This window comes from Rhizorhapis sp. SPR117, assembly GCF_021742065.1.
In genome coordinates this window covers 39,106-55,339 of the sequence record NZ_JAKKIE010000028.1, presented here as the reverse complement: position 1 = coordinate 55,339, position 16,234 = coordinate 39,106, and the positions used below count along the sequence as shown (strand labels likewise).

Annotated in this window: 13 protein-coding genes and 2 tRNA genes; 9 read left to right on the top strand and 6 right to left on the bottom strand. The window is 56.9% G+C overall.

Annotated elements, in window-relative coordinates; translation table 11 throughout:
* Positions 1–91: 91 nt before the first annotated feature.
* On the top strand, positions 92–334 hold the full coding sequence (locus L3X40_RS12145; RefSeq protein ID WP_237365905.1) for a hypothetical protein: 243 nt from the start codon (positions 92–94) through the stop codon (positions 332–334).
* A 108-nt stretch (positions 335–442) separates the two neighbouring features.
* Positions 443–1,744 (top strand): AmpG family muropeptide MFS transporter, encoded by a 1,302-nt coding sequence (locus L3X40_RS12140; RefSeq protein WP_445177185.1) that lies wholly within the window; start codon positions 443–445, stop codon positions 1,742–1,744.
* 7 nt (positions 1,745–1,751) lie between these two features.
* On the opposite strand, the gene trmFO is transcribed toward L3X40_RS12140, so the two are convergent.
* The 4 genes from trmFO to yaaA all read right to left on the bottom strand — a co-directional run bounded on the left by trmFO (position 1,752) and on the right by yaaA (position 7,163).
* Positions 1,752–3,086: a methylenetetrahydrofolate--tRNA-(uracil(54)-C(5))-methyltransferase (FADH(2)-oxidizing) TrmFO gene (trmFO, locus tag L3X40_RS12135; protein ID WP_237365903.1), complete on the bottom strand. Its 1,335-nt coding sequence runs from the start codon at positions 3,084–3,086 to the stop codon at positions 1,752–1,754.
* A 173-nt stretch (positions 3,087–3,259) separates the two neighbouring features.
* On the bottom strand, positions 3,260–3,607 hold the full coding sequence (locus tag L3X40_RS12130) for a DUF952 domain-containing protein (protein ID WP_237365902.1): 348 nt from the start codon (positions 3,605–3,607) through the stop codon (positions 3,260–3,262).
* Positions 3,608–3,610: 3 nt separating this feature from the next.
* Entirely contained in the window at positions 3,611–6,304 is a 2,694-nt protein-coding gene (gene gyrA, locus L3X40_RS12125) for a DNA gyrase subunit A (RefSeq protein WP_237365901.1), read from the bottom strand.
* Between the two features lie 103 nt (positions 6,305–6,407).
* A complete protein-coding gene (gene yaaA / locus L3X40_RS12120) occupies positions 6,408–7,163 on the bottom strand; it encodes a peroxide stress protein YaaA (RefSeq protein ID WP_237365900.1) in 756 nt (251 codons plus the stop codon).
* Between the two features lie 174 nt (positions 7,164–7,337).
* Between yaaA and L3X40_RS12115 the strand changes: the two genes are divergently transcribed.
* Both L3X40_RS12115 and L3X40_RS12110 read left to right on the top strand, forming a co-directional pair.
* Positions 7,338–8,618 carry a hypothetical protein gene (locus L3X40_RS12115; RefSeq protein ID WP_237365899.1) on the top strand — a complete coding sequence of 427 codons (1,281 nt, stop codon included), beginning with the start codon at positions 7,338–7,340 and terminating at the stop codon, positions 8,616–8,618.
* Between the two features lie 87 nt (positions 8,619–8,705).
* Entirely contained in the window at positions 8,706–9,932 is a 1,227-nt protein-coding gene (locus tag L3X40_RS12110; protein ID WP_237365898.1) for a hypothetical protein, read from the top strand.
* Between the two features lie 3 nt (positions 9,933–9,935).
* Here the strand turns inward: L3X40_RS12110 and L3X40_RS12105 are convergent, their stop codons facing one another.
* Positions 9,936–10,409: an Lrp/AsnC family transcriptional regulator gene (locus L3X40_RS12105; RefSeq protein ID WP_237365897.1), complete on the bottom strand. Its 474-nt coding sequence runs from the start codon at positions 10,407–10,409 to the stop codon at positions 9,936–9,938.
* 227 nt (positions 10,410–10,636) lie between these two features.
* On the opposite strand from L3X40_RS12105, the gene L3X40_RS12100 reads away from it, so the two are divergent.
* The 5 genes from L3X40_RS12100 (at position 10,637) to L3X40_RS12080 (ending at position 15,138) form a co-directional block, all read left to right on the top strand.
* Positions 10,637–12,268, top strand: a complete 1,632-nt coding sequence (locus L3X40_RS12100; RefSeq protein WP_338331142.1) for a histidine kinase dimerization/phospho-acceptor domain-containing protein — start codon at positions 10,637–10,639, stop codon at positions 12,266–12,268.
* Positions 12,269–12,391: 123 nt separating this feature from the next.
* Positions 12,392–13,480 carry a polysaccharide deacetylase family protein gene (locus L3X40_RS12095; RefSeq protein WP_237365908.1) on the top strand — a complete coding sequence of 363 codons (1,089 nt, stop codon included), beginning with the start codon at positions 12,392–12,394 and terminating at the stop codon, positions 13,478–13,480.
* Positions 13,471–13,545: transfer RNA gene (locus L3X40_RS12090), tRNA-Ile, on the top strand. The genes L3X40_RS12095 and L3X40_RS12090 overlap by 10 nt, the downstream gene beginning before the upstream one ends.
* 87 nt (positions 13,546–13,632) lie before the next feature.
* A tRNA-Pro gene (locus tag L3X40_RS12085) sits at positions 13,633–13,709 on the top strand.
* A 127-nt stretch (positions 13,710–13,836) separates the two neighbouring features.
* On the top strand, positions 13,837–15,138 hold the full coding sequence (locus L3X40_RS12080; RefSeq protein WP_237365896.1) for a glycosyltransferase: 1,302 nt from the start codon (positions 13,837–13,839) through the stop codon (positions 15,136–15,138).
* Here L3X40_RS12080 and L3X40_RS12075 read toward each other — a convergent pair.
* The gene (locus L3X40_RS12075; protein WP_237365895.1) at positions 15,125–16,108 is read right to left on the bottom strand and encodes a glycosyltransferase family 2 protein; all 984 of its coding nucleotides are present in this window, start codon (positions 16,106–16,108) and stop codon (positions 15,125–15,127) included. The two genes, L3X40_RS12080 and L3X40_RS12075, sit on opposite strands and share 14 nt — an antisense overlap.
* Positions 16,109–16,234 lie beyond the last annotated feature (126 nt).

The window sequence follows — 16,234 nt, the reverse complement described above, 5'->3', positions numbered from 1 at the left end:
ATCGTCAACAACAACCAGCCCGTTCCCGACGTGTTCTCCAAGATGACCAAAATCGCAGCTTCGGGCCGACTGGGCCAAGATCGACCTGATATTGGCGGATATAAAACTGACCGGCAAGCGGAGTGGCATCGATGTTGCGCAAATCGCGCATGACAAGGGGGTCGCCGTACTGTTCGTGACCGCTTTTTGTCCGGCCGACGCCAAGCATCTGGCTATTGGATGCCTGTCAAAGCCCTATGCCCAACGTGACCTGCTGACCGCTATAGAGATCAGCGACGCTATTTTACGCGGTGAAAAGCCTGGTCGTCTGCCGCGCGCGCTCAGACTGTTCTGACAAGATTTGCGCACTGGTCAAAGCCTGAAATTACTATAGTTTCGCAGACGGTTACAGCAAGCGGAGGGTTAGGCGATGGAGGCAGCGCAAGACGTAAAGGGTTGGCGCATGGCATTGCCGGAATCCGTGCGACCCTATACCGAAGCTGCGCCGCTTGCGGCCTTTTTTTTGGGGGTTTCATCGGGTTTTCCCTATGCGATGATCGGCGCGACGCTGACCACGCGACTGGCGCAGGACGGTATTGACAAGAAGGCTGTAACCGCCTTTTCGCTGGCCTTTCTTGTCTATAATCTGAAATGGCTTTGGGCATGGATTGTCGATGGCGTCCATATTCCGTTGCTGGGCCGGCTGGGCCAGCGCGTGTCCTGGCTGCTGCTTGCCGGGGTGTTCGTCATTGCCGCGGTGGCCAATCTTGCTCTCGTCAATCCGCAAACAAGCTTGCTGGAAACGGCGTATGCCGCCGTGTTGGTGGGCGTTGCCGGGGCTACATTCGACATTGTGATCGATGCCTATCGTATCGAGATATTGAAACCGCGACAGTTGGGTGTGGGGTCGGGCATGGTGCAATATGGCTGGCGCATAGGGTCCGTGGCGGCGGGCGGCCTTGCCCTGGTCCTGGCGGCGCGCATTGGGTGGCAGGGGGCGTATCTCGCCTGCGCCATGTTTGCTTTGCCCGCCATGCTGACCGGCCTCATCATGGGCGAACCAGCGCGTCATAGAGAGCCAAGCGAGAAACGCGGTATGGCGGAAGTGTGGCAGTCGATAGCAGGACCGCTCGTCGAGTTCTTCAAACGGCGTGGAGCGTTTCTGGTGCTGCTGTTCATCCTATTGCACAAGATCGGAGACACGCTGGCGAACCTGACATTCCGCCTGTTGTTCGAAGATCTCGGTTACAGCAATGACGAGATTGCAATATACGACATTGGCTTTGGTTTCTGGGCATATCTGGCCGGCATATTCATTGGCGGTATCCTTTATTCCCGCATGGGGATGAAGCGATCGGTGCTGCTCAGCCTGATATTGATGGCCGTGTCCAATTTCAGCTTTGCCGCGCTGGCCGCAGCGGGACACAGCAATTGGGGGATGGCGGGCGCCATTGGGTTTGAAAATTTTGCCAGCGGCATCGGCGGAGTAACCGTCGTCGCTTATTTCTCGGCGCTCTGTGATCTGCGCTTTACCGCATCACAATATGCAATGATTTCAGCGGCGGCGAGCATTGTCGGACGGTTCCTGACTGGAACAACGGCGGGTGCGCTGATCGAAGCGTTTGGATATGTGAATTTCTACCTGCTCACCACGCTGGCAGCGGTTCCGGGCATCATCCTGTTCTGGCTGATGATGAGGTCGGGGTTGATAGACAGCTCGGTAGGCAGTGCAGGGACAGTGAATGGCGAAGGTCAGGCAGGATAGCGGGTGGTCAGGCAATTTCCGCCATCCATTCAGCCAATTCCGCCCGCGCGCGTGACGTCATGGCTTCCTTGCGCTGCTTCTTGTGCACTTTTTCGTCCATCGGCGGGAACAAGCCGAAATTGACGTTCATCGGCTGATAGCTATCGGCTGTCGCGCCGCCGGTAATATGGCCCAGCAATGCACCAAGGGCCGTTGATAGCGGGGGTGGGGCAATAGCATTTCCAGCCAGTTCAGCCGCCGCAAAACGTCCGGCAAGCAAACCGATGGCCGAGCTTTCGACATAGCCCTCGCAGCCCGTGATCTGACCAGCGAAACGGATGTGCGGCGTTTTTTTCAGGCGCAACTGTCGATCCAGCAGCTTGGGCGATTGAATGAAGGTATTACGGTGCAACCCGCCCAGCCGCGCGAACTCCGCCTTTTCCAGCCCTGGAATGGTACGAAACAATTCGACCTGCGCGGCATGCTTCAACTTCGTTTGAAACCCCACCATGTTCCACAACGTGCCGAGCGCATTGTCTTGCCGCAGTTGCACCACTGCCCATGGCCAGTGACCCGTGCGCGGATTGTCGAGGCCCACCGGCTTCATCGGCCCGAAACGCAGAGTGTCGAGCCCCCGCGCGGCCATTACTTCAATCGGCATGCAGCCTTCGAAATAAGGCGTGTCCTTTTCCCACTGCTTGAATTCGGTCTTTTCGCCATCCAGCAGTCCCTGATGAAAGGCGAGATATTCTGCCTTGTTCATCGGACAGTTGATATAATCCTTGCCGTCGCCTTCCGGACCCACCTTGTCCCAACGGCTCGCCATCCAGCAAATGTCCATATCGATGCTGTCACGATGGACGATGGGTGCAATGGCATCAAAAAAGGCCAGCGCCTCTTCCCCTGTTGCCGCGCCGATACTTTCCGCCAAACCCATGGCAGTCAGAGGGCCGGTGGCGACGATCGTCAGGCCGAACGATGGAAGAGCATCGATCCGCTCACGGACAATTTCCACATTGGGATGTTCGGCAAGGGCGCGGGTGACACCGGCGGAAAAGGCGTCTCTGTCGACAGCCAGCGCCGATCCGGCGGGCACCTTTGCTTTGCCGGCTTCTGCCATGATGAGTGAATTCAGGTTGCGCATTTCGGCATGGAGCAGTCCGACCGCATTGCGATCCGCATCGTCCGAACGGAAGCTGTTCGAACATACCAGTTCAGCAAGGCCATCGGTCTGATGCGCTGGCGTCATGTCGCCGCTACCACGCATTTCCGACAGGCGCACCTTGACGCCAGCTTGCGCGAGTTGCCATGCCGCCTCTGAACCGGCAAGGCCGCCACCGATGATATGAACCTGATATGTCATGGTCTGGGGAGATAGGCTTTGCGGGGCGGATGGCAAGTGGAAGGTTATTTCATACTGTTGAGCCAATTCTTCGTCATTCCCGCGAAGGCGGGAATCCATCTCCCAATGTCACATCACGCGAACAGGTCTGGAGCTGGATCCCCGCCTTCGCGGATATGACGGTGGATAAGACCCTAAAACCCCGCCGGAAAGCTGTGTTTGCCATCGGAACCCAATCGAAGGGTTGCTTTGGTCACAACCGCAGCCAAGGGAAGCGGCTCGTATAAATGCGGAAACTTCTGCCCTCCGCGCGATACCTCCCATTTGACCGCATCGCCCAGGGCGGCAAGATCGACCATCGCGAGCACCAGATCATCCTGGCCGGCAAAGTGCTTTGCCACGGTTTCAGCCACCTGCTCGCGCGTAGACATATGGATATAGCCATCACTCAGATCGACAGGCGCACCCTGGAAGACCCTGTCGTTTCCAAAGGTCTTCCATTGATCGCGGGTGAAAACTTTATAGACGAAGAGTTCGCCCATCGCTTACGCCTCCGTTTCGCCAATGACCTCTTCTGCGCCTTCTTCTCCCTCGCTTTCCTTGATCTTTGCAGCACTGACCACATGTTCATTGTCGGCAACGTTGAACAAACGCACACCCGCTGAATTGCGGCCGATGACGCGCAGAGAATCAAGGCCCATGCGAATGAGCTTTGCCTGATCCGTGACGAGCATCAGCTGATCGTCCTTGTTCGCGGGGAAGCTGGCGACGACGGGGCCGTTACGTTCGATATTGTCGATATTGGTGATGCCCTGACCACCCCGACCCGTGCGGCGATATTCATAGGCGGATGACAGCTTGCCATAGCCATTGGAGCAGACTGTAAGGATGAACTGTTCCTGTTCTGCAAGTTGCTGGAACCGTTCGGCGTCCATGCTTGGTTCGCCGTCTTTTTCGGGCTTCCAGGGGGCAAAGCGCAGATAATCCTCACGCTCTTCCTGGCTTGTACCGACGCGGTGGAGGATCGAGAGCGAAATGACGTGATCGCCATCTTTCAGCGTCATACCACGCACGCCGGTTGAGGTGCGGCTCTGAAATTCGCGGACATCGGTGGCGGCAAAGCGGATTGCCTTGCCGTTTCGCGTAGCCAGAAGGACGTCGTCCCCTTCTGTCAGCAAAGCAACACCGATCAGATGGTCCTCGGCATCTTCGTCGAACCGCATGGCGAACTTGCCATTCGTTGGGACATTGGTGAAGGCATCCATGCTGTTACGCCGCACGCCGCCATGCGCGGTTGCGAACACGACATGCAGATTCTTCCATTCTTCCTCATCGTCCGGCAGGGGCAGGACGGTCTGAATGATTTCGCCATTGGCAAGCGGCAACAGATTGACCATCGGTCGTCCGCGTGTTGCCGGACCGCCCTCCGGCAAGCGCCAGACCTTCATGCGATAGACCTTGCCATGATTGGAGAAGAACAGCACCGGCGTATGCGTGCTGGTCACGAACAGATTGGTGATGGCGTCTTCGTCCTTGGTCGCCATACCCGCGCGACCTTTGCCGCCACGCGCCTGAGCACGGAAACTGTCGAGGCTGGTACGCTTGATATAGCCTTGCAGGGTCACGGTCACGACCATGTCTTCACGCTCGATCAGATCTTCGTCGTCGATTCCGTCGGCAGCAGGCGCAATAAGCGAGCGGCGCGGCGTCGCAAATTCGTCACGTACAGCCTCCAACTCGCCGCGCATCACTTTATAGAGCTTGACCCTATCGCCGAGAATTGCGAGATATTCTTCAATATGGACTGCAAGCCCTTGTAACTCATTGCCTATTTCATCACGACCAAGGGCGGTCAGGCGATGCAGACGCAGGTCGAGTATGGCGCGTACCTGCAGTTCGCTCAGCTTGTATGTGTCGCCTTCAACCTCATGTTCGATGGCTTCGACCAGCTTGATATAAGCTGCGATCTCAGCCACCGGCCATTCCCGCGCCATCAGCGCTTCGCGCGCGGCGAGGGGGCTGGGGGAGCCACGGATGATCCGGACGACCTCGTCCAGGTTGGTGACGGCGATAACAAGGCCAAGCAAAAGATGCGCCCGCTCCCGCGCCTTGTTCAATTCAAATTTGGTGCGGCGCGTGATGACTTCTTCGCGGAACTTGATAAATGCTTCGATAATGTCGCGCAGGTTCAGCAGTTCGGGACGACCGCCCCGAATGGCGAGCATGTTGGCGGGGAAGCTCGATTGCGCCGGGGTGTGACGCCAAAGCTGGTTCAACACGACTTCTGGCGTCGCGTCGCGCTTCAGATCGATGACGATACGCACGCCAAGACGATTGGATTCATCACGAATGTCGGAAACGCCTTCGATCCGTTTGTCCTTGGCGGCTTCGGCGATCTTTTCCACAAGGCCGTTCTTGCCGGTCTGGTAAGGAATCTCGGTCAGAACGATCGACCGGCGGTCGCCACGCCCTTCCTCGACTTCATATTTCGATCGAACCATGATCGAACCGCGCCCCGTGTGGTATGCGGACCGCGCACCAGATTGGCCAAGGATCGTTGCGCCTGTCGGAAAGTCCGGTCCCGGCACGATTTCGATCAACTCATCCACACTGATCGCTGGGTTGTCGATATAGGCGAGGGCCGCTGCAATGACTTCGCCCAGATTATGGGGCGGAATGTTGGTCGCCATGCCAACGGCGATACCGCCCGCGCCATTGACCAGCAGATTCGGGAAACGCGCGGGCAACACCTGCGGTTCGCTTTCCGATGCGTCATAGTTGGGCGTGAAATCGACCGTATCCTTGTCGAGGTCGTCCAGCAGACTGTTGGAAACCTTTGCCAGTCGTGCCTCGGTGTACCGCATGGCCGCAGGATCGTCCGGGTCCATCGACCCGAAATTGCCCTGACCGTCGATCAGCATAACCCGCATCGACCAGTCCTGGGCCAAACGGGCAAGCGCCATGTAGATCGCGCTGTCGCCATGGGGGTGATATTTACCCATGACGTCACCGACGATGCGGCTGCATTTGCGATAGGGGCGCCCCGCGACATAGCCCGCTTCCTGGCAGGCATAAAGGATACGGCGATGCACGGGCTTCAATCCATCGCGCACGTCTGGCAGGGCGCGGCTGACGATGACGGACATGGCATAGTCGAGATAGCTCGACTTCATCTCGTCAACGATATTGATGGGTCTGATGTCCGAAGGATCGGCGAGTAATGTCTCGTCGGTGCTCAAATGTTTTACTCTTTTTTTCTGAGTGGCAGTTCGGTGATGCTTCTAGCCGAGGGGGCGAGTTATGTCACCCCTCGCGCACGCGCACGCGCGAGAAAATACAGGATCATCGATGGACGAAGCGCCACATGGACTCGGAAGACGCTTCCTGATCGTAGCTGTAACCATCGCTATCGAAGGATTTGAGTGATTCGGCATCCGTCAGGTGATGTTCGCACATGTATCGCGCCATCATCCCGCGCGCCCTTTTTGCCCCGAAGCTGTTGAATCGCAGACCGTTGGGTCCCCGTTCGCGAAAGTCTATGTCGATGACGCGAATGTGCGGCGGCATATGTTCTTTGGCAGCTTTCCAATATTCCTGGCTGGCCAGGTTCACCAGTACGTCAGTGCCCTGTGCTCGCATATCGTCGGCAATCAGCGCCGCGATGCGCCCGCCCCAGTATCGATACAGATTTTTGGCCTTGGGCGCCCACGACGTACCCATTTCCAGTCGATAGGGACGGATCGCATCGAAAGGCCTCAATAAGCCATACAGACCCGACAATATGCGCACATGATTCTGTGCGAAATGCAGTGATTCTTCTGGAAGGCTGCGCGCTTCGAATCCGACATAGACATCGCCCGCAAAGGCCATGATGGCGGGCCGTTCCGATTGGCCAAAAAAATCGGCATAGCGTCCAACGTTCAGTTCAGCCAAGGCATCCGATATATGCATCAGCCTTTTCAAGTCTCCAGCTTTCAGCTTTGCTGCGGCGCGCACCAGTTCTTCGGTTTGCGGTCCAAAACGCAAGCTCGTGACCGGAAGATCTGGAAGAGCTGAATTATAATCGAGTGATTTGGCGGGCGAGAGGAGAGTGAGCATGCGTTCCGCCTAGCCGAGGCGGAGCGGTCGGTCAAAGGGGCTGTAAACGCGTTCAACCGGTATTCAGTCACGACTGTCTAGGTCCATGAACGAGAGTTGGTCTTGTGCAGGACCGGCGCGGCATCTAGGGACATCATCAGAGCCGTATCAAGGAAGTGTTTGGAGGGTAATATTATGCGTTTCGTTTCTCCCTTGGCCCTTGGCCTTTTGCTGACGGTCACTGGCGTTGCCGTGGTGGGCGCATCACCCGCCATCGCCGCGAAAAAGGAAAAGGCACCAAAACAGAATTTCAGCGACGGTTTCCGCACGCCTGCCTCAGAACTGCAAAAGGCGATTACGGACAAGGACTTCGAAGCTGCCAAAACCAAGCTAGCGGCCGCCGAAGCCGCGGCAAAAACGCCCGATGATATTTATACGCTTCATCTTTTGCGTCTCCAGCTTGGCATTGGCCTGAATGATAATGCGATGCAGCGCGCCGGAGTGGAAGGCATGCTGGCGAGCGGAGCGTCCCCGGCGAGCGAAGCTCCCAAATATCATTTCTATGCCGGCCAGTTCGCGTTGAATGCGGACGACGTTGATGCTGCGATTTCTCATCTGCAACAGGCAGTCGATGGGGGTTTTCCAGGCAGCGCCCCGCATGTGTTGCTTGCCGAAGCCTATTTCAAGAAAGCGACCGCCACTGCCAAGGGCAATCAGTTGACGCCGGATGGGAAGGCCGCCGTGCAGGCCGGATTGCCGCATCTCAAACAGGGCGTGGAAATTGAAAAAAGCGAGGGCAAAGCCGTCCCCGCCAGCTGGTATGAGCGTGGATTCCAGCTCGCCTATCTTGCGGGATTGCCGGAGGCCAGCGATTGGGCGATGATGACCGTTGACGCGGACCCGAATGCGAAGAATTGGCGGAATTTGCTGCGCGGCTATCAGGATACGCATCGCGCGCTGACCAAGGCCGAAAATCTTGATCTGATGCGCCTGATGCGCGTGACAGGCGCGTTGGAGAGCGAACATGATTATTCCGAATATGCTGAAGCGGCGGTCAGCAGCGGTCTGCCCGGCGAAGCCAAGGCGGTCATAGATGAAGGTCGCAGCAAGACCAAGATCGGCCCAGCGCGCCTGTCCGAAATCTACGGCATCGCCAATAGCCGCATAGCCGGCGACAAGGCCAGTCTCCCTGCAGGCGCGCGCGATGCGGCGAAGGCAGCCAATGGCAAGGTCGCATCATCAACTGCCGATGCCTATCTGGGCTATGGTGAATATGCAAAGGCAGCGGAACTGTACAAGCTTGCTTTGCAGAAGGGCTCCGTCGATGCCAATGAAATCAATACACGCCTTGGCATTGCGCTGGCCAGGTCGGGCGATTTGCCCGGGGCGAAAGCCGCATTTGAAAAGGTCACGGCAGGAGCACGGCAGGATATTGCCAAATTCTGGCTGACGTGGCTTGGCAAGCAGCAAGGCTGATTTGAATGCTAATTCAAAAGGGAGCAGAATTCCTCTGCTCCCGTTTTCATATCCGGTCGTTGTGACTGCGGTACAGCGAAAGATTTTATGAAAAACGACTCATTTCGCATAATGCTCACACTGGGCGCAGCCTTGGTGCTTGGACTGTCGACCGGTGCTAATGCAGCAAAAAAAAGCAAGACGCCCGATTATGTTCTTGGCAATGACTTTCGTTTGGCGGCGCGCAATGCTCAGGCAGCAATGGATATGGGCGACACCGTGACCGCCAGCGCCCGGATAGGAGCGCTTGAGGCGGCCGCTCACACAGGTTCGGAAAAATATATCGCCGCAGCGTTGCATATGCAGTTGGCGGCGAAACAGGCTGATTTTACCGCGCAACGGAAAGCATTGAATGCGATGCTGGAAAGCGGTGGAGCCCCCGGAAGCGAGATACCATATCTACGTTATCTGGCCGGCTATTTCAGTTTCATGCTGAATGAGTTGAAGGACTGTGTGGCGCAGATCACGTATGCACGGCAGTTAGGGTATGACAGTCCACAAGCAACACTGATGCTGGCAGATGCTCATCTGCGGATGGGCAACTATCCGGAGGGCATGGGTTTCTTGTCTCAAGCCGTGACACAGCAACGCGCCGCAGGCGGAAAAGCCGATGCATCATGGTATGATCGGGCCGTATCCTTCGCTTATAAGGCGAAGGATTGGAGTGGCCTTGCATCCTGGTACAGGCAGAAAATCACGCAGTATCCGGCGCCCGAAAACTGGCGCAGCGCTATCAGTAATTACCTGGATAATCCTGCATTGACCTCGGCGATGCGGCTGGACCTCTATCGCCTTGTTTCCGCCCGTGATGCACTGGCAAGTGAGCGTGATTATCAGGCCTATGCGCAGGCGGCCGTCGACAATGGCCAATATGGCGAGGCCAAGGCGGTTATAGAGGCTGGTCGAGCCGACGGCAGTCTATTGACGGGCGATGCGGCTATTGCAGGCATGTACAAGACCGCCGCAGCCAGAGCGACCAAGGACCGGGCGAAGCTCGCTACGCAAGCAGCCAAGGCCGCGAGCGCGGGAGAAGCGGCCAATGGTTATCTGGCGCTTGGTGAATATGGCCGTGCCGCCGAACTCTATCGAACTGCGCTGGCACAAGCATCTGCGGATCCAGGGCTAATCAATACCCGGCTGGGTATCGCGTTAGCACGTTCGGGTGATCGGGAAGGCGCCCAAAAGGTCCTTTCCGCTGTTACCGGGCCATGGACCGACATTGCTCAATTCTGGCTGCTATGGGCAAGTCAGACGGCGGCGGCGACTCCCAAATAAGTTTCATTTCCGTAGCGGGACGCCGGGCAAATTTTTCGCGGTGCGGATCGTAAGCGAAGTTTTGACGCTCACTACATTAGGCGCCGGCGTTAGTTGCGACGTGAGGAATTGTTGAAAGCTTTGCAGATCGCGCGCGACGACCTTTAACATGAAGTCGATTTCGCCGTTCAACATATGACATTCACGCACTTCCGGCAGATGCGCGACATGATCTTCGAATGCCTTTAAATCGGCTTCGGCCTGGCTTTTCAGACTGACCATCGCAAAAACGGTAATGCTGTAACCAAGCGAAGCCTGATCGATCATTGCATGGTATGATTTAATTACGCCGTTATCTTCCAGAGAACGCACCCGGCGCAAACAGGGTGGCGCGGTCAGGCCCACCTTTTTGGCCAGATCCACATTGGTCATGCGGCCATTGTCCTGCAATTCGGCCAGTATCTGCATGTCAATGTCGTCGATGTTCATTCCAGCCATGAACTTGCAATAACCTTTCCTGTTGATGCGCCGGATACTAATAATATTTCAGGAAAATGCAATTGTCCCACTATGCGACGTTTCATTCTGGTATCTTCCTATTTCGCGTGAACCGGCCTATTCGAAAACCTTAATGAAAGATTAGGAAAGTTCGGGAGCCAGCATTGCGCTTCAATGACATATTGCAGACTGTGCTTATGGCGCAGTCGTCAAATGGAAACGGGGCTGTGACCCGTTGGAGGCAATGTGTCGATTTACTGGCACAGTTCGACCGGCCGAGCGGCGATGCGATAGCGCCCGCTGACCGGGAATCGCTGATACATATACTGGAATCCATGCGTGATCAGATCAGCGAACGGCAACGGATATCCACCGTTGTTGACTTGGGCAGCCGTTTGCGTTCGCCCAGACTCATTCGTTTTTTTGCCGCGGACCGATCCGCGATTTGCGCGGCGGCAATGGCCCGCGCGGAATTGCCGGATGCATCTTGGGCCGAATTGATTGGGGAGCTGTCACCTACCGCACGAGGTATATTGCGCCACCGTCGCGATCTGGGGCCACTTGCACGCCGGGCAATCGACAGCTTTGGCGCGCATGATCTGGTGCTGACCAATCGCATGGCGGCCAATGCGAATGAGGGAAGCCCTCAATCAGAAACGCCATTGCAAGCCATATCGGAGCCGCAGGAGGAGGAAAGCCAGATCCGCCGCCTGGTGGATCGAATCGAAAGCTTTACCAGTGGTCGCGGCTTGCGTGCGCCTGTCGCTGAAACGCGCAAGGAATTGGATGCTGCCGTTGGGGAAGCAACTGAGCATGAAATCAGAGAATTCAGCTTTGAAACCAATATGGACGGCGTCATCCATTGGGTGAAGGATGCTCCGCGTGCCCAATTGATCGGTCTTTCCATTTCCCAGCCGCCGCCATTTGCCAATGCCGGTCCGGACGGGCACGTCGCAGGGGCTTTTCGCCATCGCACAGCCTTTCGTAATGCGCGTTTTACGATCGAATCGGGGCGACTTGCAGGCGAGTGGCGGATGTCGGCCATACCTTATTTCGACCAGCAAACCGGCCGGTTTCAGGGTTACAGAGGCAATGTCCGGCGACCGCATCTGCATGAAGTCAGCGCGACTACAGGCCGCTCCGGGGGACTTTACGGATCATCCGTTCCCGGCGAATCGCTGCGCGAATTGATCCATGAGCTGCGCACGCCTCTCAATGCCATTTTGGGTTTTGCGGAAATTATCGATCATCAGTTTTTCGGACCTGTAAGTGGGCAATATCGCACCTTGGCGAGCAATATCGTTACAGATGCGCAGCAGCTGCTCGGCACGTTCGATGATCTGGATCTGGCAAGTCGTATCGAACGCGGCGATCTGGAATCGCGTCCGGGATTCGTTGATGCCGCCGATCTCCTGCTTGGACTTGCGGCCCGGTTCAGCGACAACGGCGCAGCTGCGCGGCTCAGCATAGAGACAGGGGATGAACTGCCGCCACTGGGGCTGGAAGCCGTGCAGGCCGAACGCATGTTCCAGCATCTGTTACGTGCGGTCTTGTCCGTTTCGGGTCCGGGAGAGCCCGTCCAAGGCCATTGTTCATACGACCACAGCAGCAGAGCGATCGTATTTGCTCTGGATCGTCCGATAGCTTTGCGGGGTATGGCAGAAGCGGACATGTTCGATCCTGCTTATGGACCCGATGGCGAATGGCCGGACGCGCCCCTGTTAGGCATCGGTTTTTCGCTTCGGCTTGTACAGAATCTGGCGCGCGGTGGTGGAGGGCAATTCGTGATCGAGAACGACCGCTTCATTCTCACCTTGCCCGCCATGGTCGAGGCGGAGGAAAGCGGAACCGGCGCCTGATCGAATTATTGGCGGGCTGTCCCGTTCGCATTTTACCGGAATCTTCATTCCCATGAGTCATTTTCCCGTCAAAGCTTGATTCGGCTTCGACATCGAAAGGGAATGAACTTGCCTTCTGCCGCCATGCGGACCGATACTCACGACGGAGCCTTCAACCGCTATCCCGACCAGCGGGACGTCATCGCGCTCGCGCCCGAATTTGGTGTGCGTTTCACACTGTTTATCGACACGGAAGAAGAGTTTGACTGGGGAAAGCCATTTTCCAGAACGGACCACACAGTCAACAGCCTGCGGGGACTTGCTGAAGGACAGAGTTATCTGACCCGATCGGGAGTGCGTCCAGTACATATGGTCGATTATCCGATCCTAGAAAGCCCTGCTGCCGTCGAATTGCTGCGGGCATGGTTGGCGGCGGGGGAGTGCGATGTCGGGGCGCAGCTTCATCCCTGGGTCAATCCACCGCATGAAGAGCAAGTGACAGCCGCCAACAGCTATGTCGGCAGCTTACCGGAGGAACTGGAGCGCGCCAAAATTTGTGCACTTCGCGACCGGATAACAGCAGAATTGAGCAAGCCGCCGGTCAGCTTTCGGGCCGGTCGCTACGGGGTTGGGCCAAATAGCGCTCGCTTGCTGGAGGAGGAGGGCTTCCTCCTGGACAGTTCCGTACGGGCACTGTTTGATTACCGCGATCAGCTTGGTCCGAACTTCTATCACCTTCCGCTTGTGCCCTATTGGGCTGGGCCGGAGCGTCGGCTGGTCGAATTGCCGCTATCTACGACCTTTACCGGATATTTGCGGGGACTCGGGCGACCACTATACAGCTTTGCCCGGAAATTCGGCCCTCTACCGGGTGGCTTGTCGAAGCTTGGCATGCTGACACGCGTGGCACTGACGCCCGAAGGTATTCCGGTGGGCAATGCCCTTGAAGCGATCGACAAAATGCTGGACGATGGCGTGCGCGTGTTGAACCTGTCTTTCCATTCGCCTTCGCTGGAGCCGGGACATACGCCATATGTACGGGATGCCGCCGATCTACGGGCTTTTTATGGCTGGTGGGATGCTGTGCTGAACCGCATGACGCTGCGCGGCGTTCAAGCGGCATCGCTTGATGAGTTTCTTGCTGCTGTGCCCCCGCCTGAATTCCGCATAAAGGCTTGCAAAGACAAGCAGCGGTCCGCTATCGGACGGCCTTCGACTGGTGGGGGCCTGTAGCTCAACGGTAGAGCCGGCCGCTCATAACGGCTAGGTTGGGGGTTCGAGTCCCTCCGGGCCCACCAATTCGTCTGTAAATTTCATTCTTTCGCCCCGGCGCGGCCTTTTCGGGTTGCCAGAAGAGCGAAGGGGTGCTTAAGGCACATCGACCTCGGGGAGTGGCGCAGCCTGGTAGCGCATCTGGTTTGGGACCAGAGGGTCGCAGGTTCGAATCCTGTCTCCCCGACCATTTAAATCTCAGTAAGATTAATCCTAAAGGTCATATCTCGCGATTCAGGAGCATTTGAATTGGTGGCGGCTGCCGCCATAGTGCAACTGGATGACTAGCCAACGGCAGGTCTGCGTGAGGAAGAAAATTGCGACTGTTGCTGATCAACCATCGCTATTTCGTCGCGAGCGGCGCGGAGCGCTACCTGTTTAATGTGGAACGGGTGCTGCAGCGCGCCGGGCATGAAACAGCTGTCTTTTCGATTGATTATGAGGAAAACCGGCCCAGTCAATGGTCGGATTACTTCACATCGCCGATCGGCGGGCGGGATGAGGTTTATTTCGATGAACACCGCAAACATCCCGCGACTTATACCAAGACTGTTGCCCGTCTGTTTTATTCCAGAGAGGTCGAACGCGATCTGTCGCGTTTGATCGAAGCCTTTCGGCCTGATGTTGCGTATCTGATGCTTTTCCTGCGAAAATTGTCGCCATCCGTTCTCGTGGCGCTCCGCCAGACAGGAATACCCATCGTCGTCAGAGTATCGGATTATGGCTTCCTTTGCGCCGAGCATCATTTTCTCCGCGATGGAAAAATGTGCACGCTATGCCTTGGCGGCCGCCTGTTGCCCGGCGTCCTGCATGGCTGCGTTCATGACAGCCGCATTGTATCCGCACTTGATGCGGCTGCCACATGGCTTCACCGCAAACGAGGCTATTTCGATCTGATCGATCGGTTCGTGACGACTAATCCCTTTCTGACCGACATGATGATCAAGGGCGGTTTTGCTCCCGAAAAACTGACCTGCATCCCGACATTCGCCGATGAGGAAATTTTCTCGCCGCGTAAGGACGGCTCGGCGGAATATCTACTCTATACCGGACGACTTGATCCATCGAAGGGTCTGGAGACGCTGATCGATGCCATGGCGATCCTCAAACATCGTATGGGCAAGCCGCCGCCGCTCCGTATATTGGGAGGCCCCCAATATGAGAGCTATGAAAGAGCGCTGATCCGGCGGAGCGAACGGGCTGGTCTCCATGATTGCGTCCATTTCGAAAAACCGGTTCCGGCCAAAGCGGTAGCGGAGCTTTTGGACCGCGCAATCGCGTCGATTATTCCTTCGCGATGGTTCGAAAATCTGCCCAATTCCTATCTGGAAAGCATTTGCGCGGGTGTGCCCGTCATTGCTTCAGATCTGGGCTCACTCGCCGCAGCCATCAAAGATGGAGAGGATGGGCTGCTCTTTCAGGCAGGCAATCCGGTCGCGCTGGCCGACTGTATTGAAAAGCTGCTAGCGGATTCGCAGTTGGACAGACGTCTACGCTGCGCTGGCCCTTTGAAGGCGCAGGCTGAATATTCCGCAGAGCGCCACCTGCAGTTGCTGACGGATCTTTTCAATGAGGTGATCGGGACCAATGCGCGGCCTGCGGGCTTTAAAGTGGATTGAGTTCTGCGAAATCGCTGGCCGATTGTCCCTGATAGCCGCCGCTGCGCCAAACGCGGCCGATCACGCCTTTCAGAACCGAAACGGGCAGGGCTCCCACCAGCAGCGCGAAAAAAACGGGATCATGCCGTCCGATGGACAGCGCCAGCTTGCCCACTTCATCGGCTCGACCCCGCCGGATAGCACGGTGAAAGAGAAGACGGCTCAGACGATTGCGGCCGGAACGAAAGGCTCTCGCCAGCTCAGGGTGGCGAGGCAGCAGATCTGCCGTACACAGATCGCGCGAACGCAGCATTTGCAGCACATCGCTCGACATGTTGTCGGGAAGGTCGCGATAACCCGTCAGCGGTTCTGCCACGAGTCCGAACGCATAACGTTCGGCAATCTCGAAATAGAGCTTCCAGTCCTCGCAGCCCTGCCCACCGCGCATGCGTAAAAGGGGGTCATAGCCGCTGGTCCGGTCGAATGCTGCGCGCCTGATAAGGGCCGAACTGCCATTGCCGATGAAATTATTATAGGCGAGCGCTGAAAGCACGTCGCCCTGATGCCGCGGCTGATGCCGCAGTTGAATCACATGCGAATCCCGGTCGATCAGTGCAAACCAGCTATATACCAGACCAAGCCGATCCCCGCCGTCACGAAAGACGCGGAGTTGCCGCTCTATTTTCGCCGGATGCCAAAGATCGTCGGCGTCGAGCGGCGCTATGAATTTTCCGATGGATGTTGCAATTCCTGCATTGCGCGCCGCCGCAACACCCGAATTCGCCTGTCTTAGCAATCGCACGCGGTCGTCTTTGGCAGCATGAGCCAGGACAATTTCCGGCGTTTCGTCAGTCGAGCCATCGTCGACAACTATTATTTCCAGCGCGGCATGGGTCTGCGCCAGGGCGCTTTGAAGCGTCTCACCAAGAGTGCGACTCGCATTATAGGCCGGTATTATGACCGATACGGTGCTATTTTCTGCCGCGCTCAAGGGCTTCTCCTTTCCGTCTCGACAAAGTGCCTGAGGGCAGCGACCAGAGATAGCGCCGTTTGCCTCAAAATCGGAACCTGCCGCCGCGAGTCGGTGTTGTGTGGTCGTCAACTTGCAGCATGCTCT